This is a genomic window from Mycobacterium avium subsp. avium (genome assembly GCF_009741445.1).
In the GTDB taxonomy this organism is placed as follows: Bacteria; Actinomycetota; Actinomycetes; order Mycobacteriales; family Mycobacteriaceae; genus Mycobacterium; species Mycobacterium avium.
Map to the genome: position 1 here is coordinate 4735761 of NZ_CP046507.1, position 14976 is coordinate 4750736.

Below are 14976 nucleotides of genomic sequence, written 5' to 3' on the forward strand. Positions count from 1 at the left end.
CGCCAAGCCACTGAAAGCCCTGGCAAGCCCCGTGAACGCACCGATGTCCATGCAGCCGAGGAGCCGGCGGCCGCTGCGCCGGGCCCAGTTGTCCGACGAGGTCGCGGGGCACCTGCGGGCCGCGATCATGTCCGGCGCGCTGCGGCCGGGCACCTTCATCCGGCTCGACGAGACCGCGGCCGAGCTCGGCGTCAGCGTCACCCCGGTGCGCGAGGCCCTGCTGAAGCTGCGCGGCGAGGGCATGGTGCAGCTGGAACCGCACCGCGGTCACGTGGTGCTGCCGCTCACCCGCCAAGACATCGAGGACATCTTCTGGCTGCAGGCGACCATCGCCAAGGAGCTGGCCGCCGCGGCCACCGACCACATCACCGACACCGAGATCGACGAGCTGGATCGCATCAACGACGCGCTCGCCGCGGCCGTCGGGTCCGGCGACGCCGAGACCATCGCGGGCCTCGAGTTCGGCTTCCACCGGGTCTTCAACCAGGCCAGCGGCCGGATCAAGCTGGCCTGGTTCCTGCTCAACGCCGCCCGCTACATGCCGGTGCTGGTGTACGCCGCCGACCCGCAGTGGGGGCGGGCCGCCGTCGACAACCACCGGCAACTGATCGCCGCGCTGCGCCGCCGCGACACCGCCGCGGTGATCGAGCACACGGTCTGGCAGTTCACCGACGCGGCGGCGCGGCTGACCGCGATGCGCGACCGCACCGGCACGCCGAGCAACCGGGGTTAGTTCGCGGCCAGCTGCTCGGCGCGCTGCTTGAGGTTGTCGGCCAGGTGGTCGAGCACGTTGTTCAGCATCGACTTCACCATCGGCGCGGGCACCGGCATCGACGGCTCGACGTCGATGTCCACCGTCAGCAGGCTCGAGGCGCCCATCTCCACCACGCTGAACAGCTGCTCCTGCTTCTTGAACAGCTCCCCCTGCTGCATGACGGTCTGGATCTGGTTCGGCCCCGGGTAGTAGACGGCCTGGATGTAGACGCCCTCGAAGCCCTGGTAGGCGGCGTCCAGCCGCAACTGGCTGGGGCGGCCGTCGTCGTAGCGGGCCAGCACCCAGCAGCCCGTGACCCCGTCACTCCACTCCGGGTACCGCTCGAAATCGGCGACGATGGCCATGATCGCGGCGGCGTCGGTGTTGACCTCGACGGTCTTGCTCAAAACGGGCATGCGCGAAGCATAACGGGGCACGCGAAAGTCCCAGCGCCGGGCGCTATTTCGGTGCGGCGTCCCCGACGGCGGCGCCGGCCAGCAGGGTCCGGATCGGGTCGGGGATGGGCACCGGCTTGCGGGTGTCCCGGTCGACGTAGACGTGCACCCAATGCCCCAGCGCGGTGATGGGCTCGGCGCTGCCCGGCGCCGCGGACCGGAACACGCCCAGCCGGTAGGTGACGCTGCTGCGGCCCAACCGGGTGACGGCCAGCCCCACCTGCAGGCCCTCGGGGAAGTGCAGTTCGGAGAGGTACCGGCAGCCCGACTCGGCGACGATGCCCAGCGCGGGCGTGGTGAGCGGGTCCAGGCCGGTGCTGGTGTTGATCCAGCCGTTGATGGCGGTGTCGAATAGTTGGTAGTAGACCGCGTTGTTGAGGTGGCCGAACATGTCGTTGTCTGCCCACCGGGTGCCCACCGGCCACAGCACCGGGAAGTCGTTGCTGGTCAACCCCTCCGGGGCGGGGGGAACTACGGGAGCCGACGCCATGGTTGTATTCCAGCATGTCCGGAATTCGGGGAGCGGTGCTGCAGCGCATCGGGGCGCCCCGGCCGTATGCGCGCTCGCGACCGATCAGCATCACCGACGTGGAGTTGGCGCCCCCGGGGCGCGACGAGGTCTTGGTCCGCATCGAGGCGGCCGGCATCTGCCATTCCGACCTGTCGGTGGTCGACGGCAACCGGGTGCGCCCGGTGCCGATGCTGCTCGGTCACGAGGCGGCCGGGATCGTCGAGCGCGTCGGTCCCGGGGTCGCCGACCTGGCCGTGGGCGCCCGGGTGGTGCTGGTGTTCCTGCCGCGCTGCGGCCGGTGCGCGGCGTGCGCCACCGAGGGCCTGACGCCGTGTGAACCGGGCAGCGCGGCCAACGGGGCCGGCACGCTGCTGGGCGGCGATATTCGGCTCAGCCGGGCCGGCCGGCCGGTGTATCACCACCTCGGGGTCTCGGGGTTCGCCACGCACGCGGTGGTCAACCGGGCCAGCGCGGTCGAGGTGCCGCCCGACGTGCCGGCCGAGGTCGCCGCGCTGCTCGGCTGCGCGGTGCTGACCGGCGGCGGCGCGGTGCTCAACGTGGGCCGCCCCGCGCCGGGCCAGACGGTCGCCGTCGTCGGGCTGGGCGGCGTGGGGATGGCGGCGCTGCTGACCGCGCTCACCTACGACGGCGTTCCGGTGGTCGCCGTCGACCAGCTGCCGGAGAAGCTGGCCGCGGCCCGGCGGTTGGGCGCGCACCAGGCGTACACGCCGCAGCAGGCCGTCGAGGCGCGGGTGAAGGCGGCGGTGGTGATCGAAGCCGTCGGCCATCCCGCCGCGCTGCAGACCGCGATCGACCTGACGGCCCCCGGCGGGCGTACCATCACCGTCGGCCTGCCGCCGCCGGACGCGCGGATCACGGTGTCGCCGTTGGGTTTTGTGGCCGAGGGCCGGTCGCTGATCGGCAGCTACCTCGGTTCGGCGGTGCCGAGCCGGGACATCCCCCGGTTCGTCGAGCTGTGGCGCGCGGGCCGGCTGCCGGTGGAATCGCTGGTGTCGTCCACGATCCGGCTGGAAGACATCAACGAGGCGATGGATCATCTGGCCGACGGCACCGCGGTGCGCCAGCTGATCCGGTTCGACGCCTAATCGCGGACTAGGCGGACATCGCCACGCCAACCACCCGCAACGACCCTCTGGACAGGCGATAATTTCGTATTACACTTGGGTGCTGTGCTTCGAGTGGCTCAATCAGCGCTGAAGCACGGCTATTCGATCGAGGAGATCTCCCACGCCTACGACAATTACGTGTTCGAGGGCACCATCGACGACGGCGCCGATCCCCCGAAAATATTGACCATCGGGCCAGACAGCGCGGCCAACTTATTGGAACTCGTCGGCGGTCGCCGGCCCAACGGGGATCATCTGATCTGGCACGCGATGCGTTGTCGACGTCAATATCTAATACTGGTCCCGGATTGCGGGATGTGATCACATGAAAAGGGAAAGCAAGCGCGCAGGGCTCAGTTCCGAAGGAACCCTCGCAGAGGAGGATCTTGCAGCGCTCGCCGCTGAGGCTGAGCGAGGCTACGACCCTCTCCGCATTTCACGCGCCCCTGGGCGCCCTCTTATGGGATCCGCTGCGGCCGTCGTACTACCCGTCCGACTCCATGCCGATTTGCACGCAGCCGTCAAAAGACGAGCCGCGGCCGAGCGCACGTCAGTCAGCGAGCTGATTCGGCACGCTGCACTCCTGTACCTTGCAACGGAAGCCGCTCAACCGCCTGACGCCGCTATCGCGGCTGATTTGCCGTCCGCCGCCGCTGAAGCAGAGACGGGTTACGACACCAAAACAATCCGACCGCAGCATCGGCCAAAGCGACGAGCCGAGGTCGTACCGATCCGTGTACCGCCGGAACTCAAGGAACGTCTCGAAGCGCGCGCTAATTCGGAGCAGACATCGGTCAGCGAAATCGTCCGCGCAGCGCTCCGTACGCTATTTGGCGACCCGGAAGACGATCCGCCGACAACACCTGGCGCATCACTAAAGTCACGAAGGCGGCCGAGCGAGGCCGACACATGCCGCAATTATGTGCTCCCGAAACTGAAAGACGCGGGGTGGACAGAAGAGCAAATCATCGAGCAGTACCGCATCACCGACGGACGAATTGTCAAGGTCGGATCTAAACACCGGCGAACCGCTCCGCTTCGAGCCGACTACGTGCTGGAGTACGAGCCGGGTATGCCGATCGGCGTTGTCGAAGCCAAGCGCGAATACTCGACCCCCGGCAAGGGGATGCAACAAGCGAAGAACTACGCACAATTGCTCGACGTGCCGTTCGCCTACTCGACGAACGGCGTGAGCATCGTCGAAGACGACCGAAACACCGGTATTGAGCGAGCCAACCTGTCCACGTTCCCTTCACCCGAAATGTTGTGGGCCCGTTATCGAGAATGGAAGGGGATAAAAGACGATTCTGCCGCCGATGGCCTTCTGCTTCCGTTCAACCGTTCGCTGCGTAATGCGGATGGCACAGTTAAAGAGCCGCGCTATTACCAGCGGACCGCGATCAACCGCACAGTCGAGGCCATCCTCGCGGGCGACAAAAGGTTGCTCCTCACTATGGCTACGGGTACCGGCAAGACGTTCGTATCGATGCAGATCGTGTGGAAGCTCTGGAACAGTCAGTGGGTCCACGGCCGGCATCCGCGCATCCTCTACCTGGCCGACCGGAACGTGCTTGTCGACCAACCGATCGAGCGCGAGTTCAAGCCAGCCTTCGGGGCTGGCGAAGGTTCGCCAATTTGGAAGCTGAAAGGAACTGCCAAGTCGGGTCGCGAGATTTACTTCGGCCTCTACCAACAGCTCGCCGATGGCGGCGACGAGCCAACCGGTATGTTTCGCCAATTCGCCCGAGACTTCTTCGACCTGGTCATCGTCGATGAGTGCCACCGCGGTAGCGCTCGAGCCGAGTCCTCGTGGCGGAAGATCCTCGATCACTTCAGTCCGGCGACGCAGCTGGGTATGACGGCCACGCCCAAGCGCGACGAGACAGCTGACACTTACGCGTACTTCGGCGGTGCACCGCTGTTCGAGTACACCTTGGCTCAGGGGATTGAGGACGGTTTCCTAGCGCCCTATCGTGTGCGTCGGGTTGTGCTCAGCCCCGACGCGCATGGATGGGCACCCGAGCAGGGCCAGCTCGACCTATTCGGAAAAGAGATCCCGCCCGGGCTGTACACGACGCCAGACTTCGAGCGGGTGGTCTCGCTGCTGAGCCGCACCGAGGCGGCTGCCAAGCACCTCACGAACTACCTTCACGCAACCGATCGGTTCGCCAAGACAATCGTGTTCTGCGCGAACCAGGAGCACGCTGACCAGATGCGTCGGGCTCTGCACAATGCGAACTCCGACCTCACGCCGCAGCATCGGGACTATGTGGTACGGATCGTCAGCGACGAACAGGAGATCGGCCAGGGACATCTCAGTCGGTTCTGCGACACCGAAGCGCAGTTCCCCGTGATCGCGACGACGTCCGAAATGCTTTCAACCGGGGTCGACGCGCCGACGGTGCGCAATATCGTTCTGTTCCGTCCGGTCGGATCGATGGCTCTGTTCAAGCAGATGATCGGCCGTGGCACGCGGCTGTTCCCCGACGAGGACAAACTCTCGTTCGAAATCATCGATTATTCCGGCGCGAGTGCTTTGTTCAGTGATCCAGAATTCGACGGTCCCCCTGAGCACGTGATCGAGGAGGCAATCAACGACGAAGGCGATGTCGTTGAGGATGTTGTGGTCGAGGAGCCGGAGCCGTCGTTTGAACCAACGCCGCGGCCCGCTGATGTGGATGTTGATCTTGACCCGGAGGATCTCCCCGCGCCACGAGCCAAGTTCTACGTGGACGACGTTGAGGTCATCGTGACCGCAGAAGCCGTGTACGAACTCGACCCGCAGACCCAGCAGTTGCGGCTGGTGGAGTACCGCGACCTAGTGACCGAGACCGTCCGGTCGCTGTTCCCGAGCGCCAATGAACTGCGAGCGAAGTGGGCGAGCCGGGTCAGCCGCCGCGAGGTGCTCGATGCCCTGGCCGAACACGGGATCGACGCCGACGAGCTAGCTGATCGTGCCGGTCTGCCCGACGCCGACCCGATCGATGTTCTCGTGCACCTCGCTTGGAATCAGCCTCTGGCGACGCGTACGGATCGGGTGCGGCGCGTCCGCAAGGAATATTCGGATTTCTTCGAGGCCTTTCAACCCGCCGCCCGCGAGGTGCTCGAGTACCTCCTCGACAAGTACGCCGAGTACGGGATCAGTGAGTTGGAAAGCCCCGGTGTGCTCCAGGTCCCGCCGTTGTCGTCACTCGGTACGCCAGTCGAGATTGCCCGACGGTTCGGTTCACCCGAGGAGTGGCGTGCAGCTCAAACGAGGCTCGGAGAACTCGTGTATGTCTCCTGATACTCAATGAAAACTTGAGTTTGTATAGAGGTATAACAGTAAAACTACAGTTTTGATATAGGATCGATAATGTGCCTGCCGACCGCCGCGATCTCCGAAGGAGGCTATTCAACCTTGCCTCCGAGCAGGCCGGGTACTTCACTGCTGCCCAGGCCAAGGCCGTCGGTTACTCGTACCAAGCACATGCCTACCACGTCGCCGCAGGCAACTGGCTACGGATCGAGCGCGGACTGTTCCGACTCGCCGAATGGATCCCCGACGTTCATGACGACCTCGTGAGGTGGTCACTGTGGTCGCGCGGCCGAGGGGTCATCTCACATGAAACGGCTCTCGCGGTGCATGGCATCGGCGAGTTCGAATCGGCGCGCGTACAGCTAACCGTGCCGCCTGACTTCACAATGCACGACGACGCCGTCGTCCTGCATCACGCCGAGCTCGATACCGATGATGTCCAGGATGGAACCGGCTTCCGAGTCACGACTCCCATTCGGTCGCTGATTGACGTCGCCGCGACAGCACCTGACGAGGATCAACTGGCCCGAGCAGTGGCGGATGCCCGACAGCGCGGGCTCCTTAGCATCCGATCACTGCGAACGCGAGCCGAATCCATCGACGCACGCGCAGCGCTCTACCTCGAGCGCGCGCTCAACCGCAGCGACACCTCATGACCTACAGCTCCCCGCAGGCATTGCGAACTGCCCTGGAACACCGACTGCTCATGGCCTCGCGAGAGGCGGGCGTCGGTCTGGACCGGCTCCGCCGACGGGTCCTGTTCGAACGGATCATGGCGCGCCTGCAGGCCGCCGAACCAGGACTCTGGGTACTCAAGGGCGGCATGGCCCTCGAAGTGCGGCTGAGCGACGCCGCGCGTGTGACAAAAGATATCGACGTAGGCCTGCGCGACGATGTACTGAGCCCGGCCGTCCTTCATGAGCGCCTGATCGACGCATTGTCCGACGATCCGTTCGGCGATCGGTTCATCTTCGAAGTAAGCGAACCGACCGCACTTCGCGAGGACGGCGGTGGGCACCTCACTTGGCGCGTGCCGGTCGCGGCCTTCCTCGCCGGCAAGCCGTTCGGGGCGATCAAGCTGGACGTCTCACCTCGGGCGCACGAACTACAGGCGACCGACCAGTTGCCCTTGCCGAATTCCCTTGATTTCGCAGGTATCCCGACGACGGAAGTCGAGATTGTCGACGTGCACCGCCACGCTGCCGAGAAGTTCCACGCTATGACCCGGGACTTCGAAGACCGCGAGAACTCGCGCGTCCGCGACCTACTCGACCTCGTCCTCCTGATCGAGAACGACTTGCTCAATTCTGGCCTAGTCGCTGACGCCGCACGTGCGGTCTGGGCCGAACGAAACGGGACGGGGCCGCCGCGGCCACTCCCTGCGCTGCCCTCCTCATGGCCTGCCCGGTACGCGCAACTAGCTGACGACCATGATGTCGAGGCCCGAACCTTCCCGCAGGCGGTCGCGCTTGTGCAGAGCCTTTGGAACCAGATGTACCCAACCGAGAAGGGGCAGTAGGTGGCGGCGAAAGCGAAGAAGCAGGCTCCAATGGCAACTTCACCGCAGGCGAAGCTCGCCGCAGTGATCAAATCCGCGCGCGACTACATGCGCAAGGACGCCGGGCTCAACGGCGACCTTGACCGCATCCCACAACTGGCTTGGCTGCTGTTCCTCAAAGCCTTTGACGGCCTTGAGGAAAACCGCGAGATCACCGAGGAGAACTTCCGTCCCGCGATCGAGGCGCCGTACCGCTGGCGTGATTGGGCAGCGGACCCGAACGGGCGGACCGGCGACGCGCTGCTCACCTTCGTCAACAACGAGCTGCTGCCATACCTGCGCGGCCTGTCCGGCACCGGGTCCCACGATCCGCGTGATGTCCTCGCCGCCGTCTTCAAAGAAACCTACAACCGGATGCTGTCCGGATACCTTCTCCGCGATGTCGTCAACAAGGTTAACGAGATCAACTTCGCCTCATCCGACGACATCCACACGATGGCGCACCTCTACGAATCGATGCTGCGCGAGATGCGCGACGCTGCGGGGGATTCTGGCGAATTCTACACACCGCGGCCGATCATCCGGTTCATCGTCCAGCAGGTCGACCCACGGCTCGGCGAGGTCATTCTCGACCCAGCGTGCGGGACCGGCGGGTTCCTCGTCGAAGCGCTCGAACACCTCAGCCCGAAGGTGACCACGACAGCCCAACTCCGAGCCCTGCACGAGAACCTACGTGGGATCGAGAAAAAGCCGCTGCCGTTCCTGCTCGGGATGATGAACCTCGTCCTGCACGGCGTCGGTCAGCCCAACATCACTCGCGGCAATGCGCTCGCCGAATCCATCACGCAGATCAGCAAGGCGCGGCGCGTCGACGTGATACTCACTAATCCCCCGTTTGGCGGCGAGGAAGAGAAGTCGATCCAAGCCAATTTCCCCGCCGACAAACAGACCGCCGAAACTGCCTGGCTGTTCCTCCAACTCGTCATCCGCATGCTCAAGGACGGCGGCCGATGCGGCATCGTCGTGCCAAACGGTCTGCTATTCGGCGGTGGTGTCGGTGCGCGGATCAAGAAGCAACTGCTCACCGAGTGCAACCTGCATACGATTGTCCGCCTGCCTGACGGCGCCTTCGCGCCCTACACGGATATTCCGTCGAATCTGCTGTTCTTCGACAAGACTGGCCGGACGAAAGAGATTTGGTACTACGAGATCTCGCCGCCTGAGGGCCGCAAGAAGTACTCGAAGTCAAAGCCCATGCGCTTCGAGGAGTTCGCGGACTGCCAGGTCTGGTGGTCGAACCGCGTCGAGAACGAGCGCGCTTGGCGAGTGCCGATCGCCGACATCGAGGCCAATGATATGTACAACCTCGATCTGCGTAATCCGAACCGAGGCGACGACCTCGCCCACCGCCCGCCAGCAGAACTGCTGGCTGAACTGATCGACACCGAACGTTCGATCTTGGCGCTTTTGGATGGCCTCCAGCGCGAGGTCACTGGGGAGGGCCCATGACCGTCGAGCGCGTTCGTGTGGGCGACGTGCTGTCGTTGCAACGGCGCAGTGTCGATATCGAACCTTTTACCGAGTACTCGCTCATCGGCGTGTACTCGTTCGGCAAGGGCATCTTTCACCGGGAGCCGAGGCGTGGTTCAGAACTCGGTGACTACCGGTTCTTCTCCATTGCACCGGGCGACCTTGTATTGAGCAACATTCAGGCATGGGAAGGCGCGATCGCATGCGCCCAAGAACGTGACGCGGGGACAATTGGGACGCACAGGTTTCTGACCTATGTTTCGCGTGACGGACAGGTAGATACAGCCTGGGCGAAGTGGTTCTTCCTGAGCGAGCCTGGAATGGAGTTGATTCGAAAAGCTGCGCCGGGGACGACCATCCGGAACCGCACCCTTGCAATCGACCGGTTCGAGGCACTGGAGATTCCACTCCCGCCAATCGACGAACAGCGCCAGGTGGCCAGTCAACTAGATCGCCTGTCAGAAGTCGTCCAATTGGCGAGCGAGAGGCGACGTCATGGGGAGACTCTGTTCCGCGCCCTCACGGACAGCCGGGAGTCCAAACTAATTGCCGGGCTCGGCAAGACTGGAGTTCCGGCCCGACGCCTAGCCGACGTTGCTGAGATAAACCCCCGACCGACTCGACTGGCGGCCGACACCCTTGTTGCGTTCGTACCGATGGCAGCTGTTGATGCCGACACTGGCTCGGTGTCTGACGCAGAAGTCCGATCGGTCGCTGAGCTGGGCGCTGGCTATAAGCAGTTCCGAAGGGGGGACGTGATTTTCGCGCGCATCACGCCCTGCATGCAGAACGGCAAGTCGGCAGTATTCTCTGACCGCGACTATGGGCTCGGCTCCACTGAGTTTCATGTCGTTAGGCCGGGAAATGAGGTGTCTGCGGAATACATTCATCGAATCCTCCGGACACGCGCGGTCCGCCTGAACGCGACTGAGCACTTCACCGGCACTGCTGGACAGCAACGCGTGCCAGCAGATTTTCTGCGTGAACTCTTAGTTCCGATTCCGTCGCGTGAAGATCAACAGGAGATCGTGGCCAGCTTGGATGCTCTTCGAGCAAGCGCCGGAGAGTTCCGCGCCCTCAACCAGAAGGCCAGCGCATTGGCTAGATCGCTATTGCCGGCCTCCCTCAATGCGACCTTTACCCGCCTCACCTAAGCGACAGCGTTCCAGCGGTCATTCGCCACCACGACGTGGCCCAGGAAGCGCAAGCCGACGGTGGTTGCGGCCGCTCTCACCGACGCCGTGACTTGCCGATCGGCGTCGCTGGCTTCGGCAGCGCCGCTCGGGTGATTATGTGCAATCGCGAAGGCCCGCCCGTCGTGTCGGAGTACTGCGTTCAGTATCTCGCGCACGGGCACGATCGACCGGGCAAGCGCACCTTCTGAGACGGTTACAACCTTCTTAACGTGATTTGCCGAGTCGCAGATCACGACAATGAGCCGCTCACGGCGAGCGCCGGCGAGTTCTCCTCGTGCGATTGTTGCGACGTCCTCAGCGCTCCGCAGCTGTGACGGATCACTGCGAACGCTTCGCCGGCTGAGTTGAAAGGCGGCCACAAGCGCAGCCGCCTTAGCCGGTCCGACGCCGGGACGCATCGCCAGCTCCTCCGGTCGCGCGCCAGCCAGTGCCTGGGCTGAGCCGTACTCTGCGATCAACTCGGACGCGAGTTCTAGGGCGCTCTTGCCCTTGGTGCCGTTGCGGAGCACAAGCGCGATAAGCTCGCCCGCCGTCAATGCGTCCACTCCGCAAGTGAGCAGCCGTTCCCGGGGCCGCTCGCACGGCGGGAGTGACCTGATCAGCATGTCTTCCGTACCTCCAGGCAAGACCGTACGGCGCACATCCGACAATCTAGTGGTTTGATGCCCCTACCGAAGCGCGCAGGACGACATCAGTGAGTGCTGCCGCGGTGCAACGCCGCCGACAGCACCTCGCCCTGCAGCGCGAACAATCGCTGCGAGCCCGGCCAGTCCGGCAGCAGCGAGTCGAAGCCGTGGCAGGCACGGGCGAACACGTGCAGCTCGGTGCAGACCCCGGCGTCCAGTAGCCGCCGGGCGTAGTCGATGGCCTCGTCGCGGAACGGGTCGATCTCGGCGCAGGTGATCAAAGCCGGTGGCAGCCCGGCTAATTCGGGCCGCCGTGCGGGTACGGCGGCCGCGGACCCCACGGTCGGGCCCAGGTAGTAGCGCCACATCAGCTCGGCGGCCTCGCCGTCGAAGGCCGGGCTGGTCCGGAACCGCGCCTTCGACCCGGTGGCCCGGTCGTCGAGCACCGGCTGGTGCAGCAGCTGGAACACCACGGCCGGCAACGACCCGTCGGGGTGCGCCAGGCAGGCGGCCAGGGCGGCGCCGGCACTGCTGCCCGCGACGGCGAGCCGGGCCGGGTCCACGCCGAGGGCGGCGGCTTCGGCGTGCACCCACCGCAACACGGTGCCCGCGTCCTGCAGCGCGGCCGGGTAGGGGTGTTCGGGGGCCAGCCGGTAGTCGACCGACACCACCGTGCAGCGGCCGCGCCGGGCCAGCTCCACGCACTGGCGGTGGTCGGTGTCCAGGTTGCCCAGCGCGAATCCGCCGGCGTGGCAGTAGATTACGGCGGGCGCCGGTTCGGGCCCGCCGCGATAGATGCGCACGTCGACGCCGTTCGCGTCGTCGTCGACGATCCGCACGCCGGCGGTGTCGGTCTGCGCGGCGGCCAGCCGGCGGCGCTCGTTGAACGGTGCCCGGGTGAGTTCGATTGCGGCGGGCGAGAAGTCGGTCCGGGTGGTGGCGACCGCGCGCAGCGCCGGGTCGAGGCGCTCGGCGCCGTCCAGCGCCGTCACCGCGCGTCCGCCTCGGAGGCCGGGGCCGGGACGCGGACCGTCGGGGCCTGGAACCGGTAGTCGGCCGGCCTGAACCGGCGCGTCATCGACCAGAAGGCGCGTGCGCTGCGCGGCCACTGGGTGACGACGCGGCCGTTGGGGGCGCGAAAGTAGTTGCTGCACTGGGTGGTCCAGACGGTGCCAACCATCCATCGGTCGATCTTGGCGACGAAGTCGGCCAGCGCGGCGGGCCGCACCGCGATGTAGCGGCGGCGGTGGCGGCGCAGATACTTCAGGGCCCGCACGATGTAGCGGGCCTGGGCCTCGAGGACGAAGATGACGCTGTTGGAGCCGACGTTGGTGTTGGGTCCGTACAGCATGAAGAAGTTCGGGAATCCCGGTACGGCCATGCCGAGGTAGGCGTAGGCGCCGTCGCGCCACACCTCGCGCAGCGTGACCCCGTGCTCGCCGGTCACGTCGAGTTCGCCGAGATAGTCGGCGGCGGCGTAGCCGGTGGCGCAGACCACCAGGTCGACCTCGCGCTCGGTGCCGTCCTCGGTGACCAGCGACCGCCGGCGCAGGGAGCGCGCGGGGCTGGTCAGCACCTCGACGTTGGGCCGGGTCAGCGCGGGCAGGTAGTCCGAGGAGAACACCAGCCGTTTGCAGCCCATCGGATGATCGGGCGTGAGCTTGCGGCGCAGTTCCTCGTCGGGGACGCTCGCCTCCAGCAGTCCCAGCGCGATGTTGGTGAATTGCCCGGTCTTCTCGCTGCCGTGCTCGATCACCGAGATGTTGGATTCGCTGCGCAGCCACAACCTGGTCCGGTAGAGCTTCTTCGCCAACGGCAGGTGCGCGAACGCCCAACGCTCCCACCGCGTGTAGGGCCGGTCGGGCTTGGGCAGGATCCAGGTCGGCGACCGCTGCACCGAATACACCCGCTCGGCCACCTTGGCCAATTCCGGAATCAGCTGGGAGGCGGTGGACCCGGTGCCCAGCACGGCGATCCGTTTGCCGTGCAACGGAATCGAGTGGTCCCAGCGCGCCGAGTGCATCACCGTCCCGGTGAACGGCTCCTCCTCGACCAGCTCGGGAAGCAGCGGGCGGGTGAACAGGCCGACGGCCGAGACCACCACGTCGAAGTGGTGCCGGTGGCCGGACGCGGTGGTCAGCCGCCACCGCTGCGTGTCGGCATCCCAGTGGGCGGAGCGGATTTCGGTGCCCAGCCGCAGATGTGGCCCCAGCCCGTATTTGTCCGCGCAGCGCTGGAAGTAGTCCAGGATCTCGGGCTGTCCCGACCACAGCCGCGACCAGTGCGCGTTCAGGTCGAACGAGTACGAGTACAGGTGGGATTTGACGTCGCAGGCCAGGCCCGGGTAGGTGTTGATCCGCCAGGTGCCGCCCACGCCGTCTTCCCGGTCGAAGATGGTGAAGTCATCAAACCCAGCCTGCGACAGCAGGATTCCCAGCGCCAGGCCACCCGGGCCGGCGCCGATGATGCCGATCGACAGCTCGCTCATCGGATCTGCAGGCATTGCCCGCCATCGACGACGAGTTCGGCGCCGGTGATGAACGACGCCTCGGCGGACACCAGGAACGCCACCGCGTCGGCGACCTCACCGGGCTGCCCGATCCGCCCGAAGGACGCGGCCGCGGCCAGCCGGGTCTGGGTGGCCTCGTCGAGCATCGGCGTGGCGATCGGGCCGGGGAACACCGCGTTGACCCGGATACCGGCCGGGGCGAGTTCGGCGGCGGCGGTTTGGGTCAGGCCGCGCAGCGCCCATTTCGACGAGCCGTAGGCGCAGTGCTGCGGGAACGGGCGGATCGCACCGGTGCTGCAGATGTTGACGATCGACGCGCCGGGTGTCCCGCGGAGCCGCTCCAGCGCCGCACGTATGCCCAGGAAGGCACCGAAACAGTTGACCCGCCAGGCGTTTTCGAAGGCATCCGCGGTCTCCTGCGGCAGCGGGGTGCGGTGCAGCACGCCGGCGCAGTTCACCAGCGCGCTCAGCGCGCCGAAACGGTCCACCACGCGTTCGACGGCCGAGCGCCATTGTTGCTCGGAGGTGACGTCGAGCTCGACCGCGATCAGCCGGTCGTCGCCCGATGCGGCCACCGTGGCGGCCAGTTCGTCGATGCGCCGATCACACGCGGCCACCGCAAACCCGTTGCCGCGCAGCCGTTCGGCGATGGCCCGGCCCTGACCGCCGGCCGCGCCGGTCACCAGCGCCACCCGCGGCGGCTGGGCCGATCCGCCGGTCATTGCGTCGCCTCACGCAGGTGTTCGGCGGCGCCGCGGCGCAGTGCCTGTGCCTCGGCGGCCAGCGTGATCATGTCGAATCCCAACTGCGCCATGGCATGTCCCGTGCTGCCGTCCCCGGCGTGGATGCCGGTGACCAGGCCGGCCTTGGTGGCCGCCTTGTGGATGTGCACGATCGCGTCGAGCACTTCCGGCTGCCGGGTCGCGCCGATCACGCCGGCGCCCAGCGAGATGGCCAGATCGGCGGGGCCGACGTAGATTCCGGTCAGCCCGTCGACGGCGCAGATCTGGGTGATGCCGGACAGCGCCGCCGCGGTCTCGATCATCGCGAACACGCTGACCCGCGACTCGTGGGCCGCCGGATCATGGCCCAGGCTGACGCGCAGCGGGCCGAAGCTGCGCACGCCCGCCGGCGGGTAGCGGGTGGCGGCCACCGCGGCCGCGGCCTGGTCGGGCGACTCGATCATCGCGATGACGACGGCGTCGGCCCCGGCGTCGGCCACCCGCCCGATCGGTGCGGCGTCGGCGTTGGGCAGGCGCACCACGGTGCCGATCGGCAGGTGTTCGATGCGGCGCAGCACGCCGGCGATGTCGGCGTCGTCCAGATAGCCGTGCTGGGCGTCGAAGCCGACGTAATCGTAACCGGCGCGGGCGAATTCCTCCGGCCCCAGCAGTGTCGGGCCGGTGACCCAGCCGCCGAATATCGGGGTCCGCCGGTTCAGGGCCAGCCGCAGGTTGCTCGGCGCGGTCACG

Annotated in this window: 15 protein-coding genes; 8 read left to right on the top strand and 7 right to left on the bottom strand. The window is 66.3% G+C overall.

What is annotated here, in order from left to right; translation table 11 throughout:
• Positions 1-43 precede the first annotated feature (43 nt).
• Positions 44-733: a GntR family transcriptional regulator gene (locus MAA44156_RS22145; protein WP_011726390.1), complete on the top strand. Its 690-nt coding sequence runs from the start codon at positions 44-46 to the stop codon at positions 731-733.
• On the opposite strand, the gene MAA44156_RS22150 is transcribed toward MAA44156_RS22145, so the two are convergent.
• Together MAA44156_RS22150 and MAA44156_RS22155 are read right to left on the bottom strand one after the other, a co-directional pair.
• Positions 730-1170, bottom strand: a complete 441-nt coding sequence (locus MAA44156_RS22150; protein ID WP_003874167.1) for an SRPBCC family protein — start codon at positions 1168-1170, stop codon at positions 730-732. The two genes, MAA44156_RS22145 and MAA44156_RS22150, sit on opposite strands and share 4 nt — an antisense overlap.
• Before the next feature lie 43 nt (positions 1171-1213).
• The gene (locus MAA44156_RS22155) at positions 1214-1699 is read right to left on the bottom strand and encodes an acyl-CoA thioesterase (protein ID WP_023879447.1); all 486 of its coding nucleotides are present in this window, start codon (positions 1697-1699) and stop codon (positions 1214-1216) included.
• 14 nt (positions 1700-1713) lie between these two features.
• Between MAA44156_RS22155 and MAA44156_RS22160 the strand changes: the two genes are divergently transcribed.
• From MAA44156_RS22160 to MAA44156_RS22190, 7 genes are all read left to right on the top strand, one after another.
• Positions 1714-2826, top strand: coding sequence for an alcohol dehydrogenase catalytic domain-containing protein (locus MAA44156_RS22160; protein WP_033721277.1), 1113 nt, complete (start codon positions 1714-1716; stop codon positions 2824-2826).
• Between the two features lie 93 nt (positions 2827-2919).
• On the top strand, positions 2920-3168 hold the full coding sequence (locus MAA44156_RS22165; RefSeq protein WP_009979740.1) for a hypothetical protein: 249 nt from the start codon (positions 2920-2922) through the stop codon (positions 3166-3168).
• 187 nt (positions 3169-3355) lie between these two features.
• Positions 3356-6133 carry an EcoAI/FtnUII family type I restriction enzme subunit R gene (gene hsdR, locus MAA44156_RS22170; protein WP_159105954.1) on the top strand — a complete coding sequence of 926 codons (2778 nt, stop codon included), beginning with the start codon at positions 3356-3358 and terminating at the stop codon, positions 6131-6133.
• Between the two features lie 71 nt (positions 6134-6204).
• A complete protein-coding gene (locus tag MAA44156_RS22175; protein WP_009979742.1) occupies positions 6205-6801 on the top strand; it encodes a type IV toxin-antitoxin system AbiEi family antitoxin domain-containing protein in 597 nt (198 codons plus the stop codon).
• Positions 6798-7664, top strand: a complete 867-nt coding sequence (locus MAA44156_RS22180; RefSeq protein WP_009979743.1) for a nucleotidyl transferase AbiEii/AbiGii toxin family protein — start codon at positions 6798-6800, stop codon at positions 7662-7664. The genes MAA44156_RS22175 and MAA44156_RS22180 overlap by 4 nt, the downstream gene beginning before the upstream one ends.
• The gene (locus MAA44156_RS22185; protein WP_011726394.1) at positions 7665-9152 is read left to right on the top strand and encodes a class I SAM-dependent DNA methyltransferase; all 1488 of its coding nucleotides are present in this window, start codon (positions 7665-7667) and stop codon (positions 9150-9152) included. It begins immediately after the preceding gene.
• Complete coding sequence (locus tag MAA44156_RS22190) at positions 9149-10327, top strand: restriction endonuclease subunit S (RefSeq protein ID WP_009979745.1); 1179 nt, start codon at positions 9149-9151, stop codon at positions 10325-10327. The genes MAA44156_RS22185 and MAA44156_RS22190 overlap by 4 nt, the downstream gene beginning before the upstream one ends.
• On the opposite strand, the gene MAA44156_RS22195 is transcribed toward MAA44156_RS22190, so the two are convergent.
• From MAA44156_RS22195 to MAA44156_RS22215, 5 genes are all read right to left on the bottom strand, one after another.
• Positions 10324-10974: a JAB domain-containing protein gene (locus MAA44156_RS22195; protein WP_029248650.1), complete on the bottom strand. Its 651-nt coding sequence runs from the start codon at positions 10972-10974 to the stop codon at positions 10324-10326. The two genes, MAA44156_RS22190 and MAA44156_RS22195, sit on opposite strands and share 4 nt — an antisense overlap.
• An 86-nt stretch (positions 10975-11060) precedes the next feature.
• On the bottom strand, positions 11061-11987 hold the full coding sequence (locus MAA44156_RS22200; protein ID WP_009979749.1) for an alpha/beta hydrolase: 927 nt from the start codon (positions 11985-11987) through the stop codon (positions 11061-11063).
• Positions 11984-13498: a flavin-containing monooxygenase gene (locus MAA44156_RS22205; protein WP_023879452.1), complete on the bottom strand. Its 1515-nt coding sequence runs from the start codon at positions 13496-13498 to the stop codon at positions 11984-11986. The genes MAA44156_RS22200 and MAA44156_RS22205 overlap by 4 nt, the downstream gene beginning before the upstream one ends.
• Positions 13480-14226 (bottom strand): SDR family NAD(P)-dependent oxidoreductase, encoded by a 747-nt coding sequence (locus tag MAA44156_RS22210; protein ID WP_009979752.1) that lies wholly within the window; start codon positions 14224-14226, stop codon positions 13480-13482. Before MAA44156_RS22210 ends, MAA44156_RS22205 begins: the two co-directional genes overlap by 19 nt.
• Positions 14223-14975 carry an HpcH/HpaI aldolase family protein gene (locus MAA44156_RS22215; RefSeq protein WP_009979753.1) on the bottom strand — a complete coding sequence of 251 codons (753 nt, stop codon included), beginning with the start codon at positions 14973-14975 and terminating at the stop codon, positions 14223-14225. The genes MAA44156_RS22210 and MAA44156_RS22215 overlap by 4 nt, the downstream gene beginning before the upstream one ends.
• Between the last annotated feature and the right edge of the window lies 1 nt (position 14976).

Bases quoted from the DNA above. Each gene is read 5' to 3' on its own strand.
- MAA44156_RS22160 (WP_033721277.1), top strand. From the start codon at position 1,714: ATGTCCGGAATTCGGGGAGCGGTGCTGCAGCGCATCGGGGCGCCCCGG.
- MAA44156_RS22155 (WP_023879447.1), bottom strand. From the start codon at position 1,699: ATGGCGTCGGCTCCCGTAGTTCCCCCCGCCCCGGAGGGGTTGACCAGC.
- MAA44156_RS22180 (WP_009979743.1), top strand. From the start codon at position 6,798: ATGACCTACAGCTCCCCGCAGGCATTGCGAACTGCCCTGGAACACCGA.
- MAA44156_RS22150 (WP_003874167.1), bottom strand. From the start codon at position 1,170: ATGCCCGTTTTGAGCAAGACCGTCGAGGTCAACACCGACGCCGCCGCG.
- MAA44156_RS22145 (WP_011726390.1), top strand. From the start codon at position 44: ATGTCCATGCAGCCGAGGAGCCGGCGGCCGCTGCGCCGGGCCCAGTTG.
- MAA44156_RS22210 (WP_009979752.1), bottom strand. From the start codon at position 14,226: ATGACCGGCGGATCGGCCCAGCCGCCGCGGGTGGCGCTGGTGACCGGC.
- MAA44156_RS22205 (WP_023879452.1), bottom strand. From the start codon at position 13,498: ATGCCTGCAGATCCGATGAGCGAGCTGTCGATCGGCATCATCGGCGCC.
- MAA44156_RS22195 (WP_029248650.1), bottom strand. From the start codon at position 10,974: ATGCTGATCAGGTCACTCCCGCCGTGCGAGCGGCCCCGGGAACGGCTG.
- MAA44156_RS22190 (WP_009979745.1), top strand. From the start codon at position 9,149: ATGACCGTCGAGCGCGTTCGTGTGGGCGACGTGCTGTCGTTGCAACGG.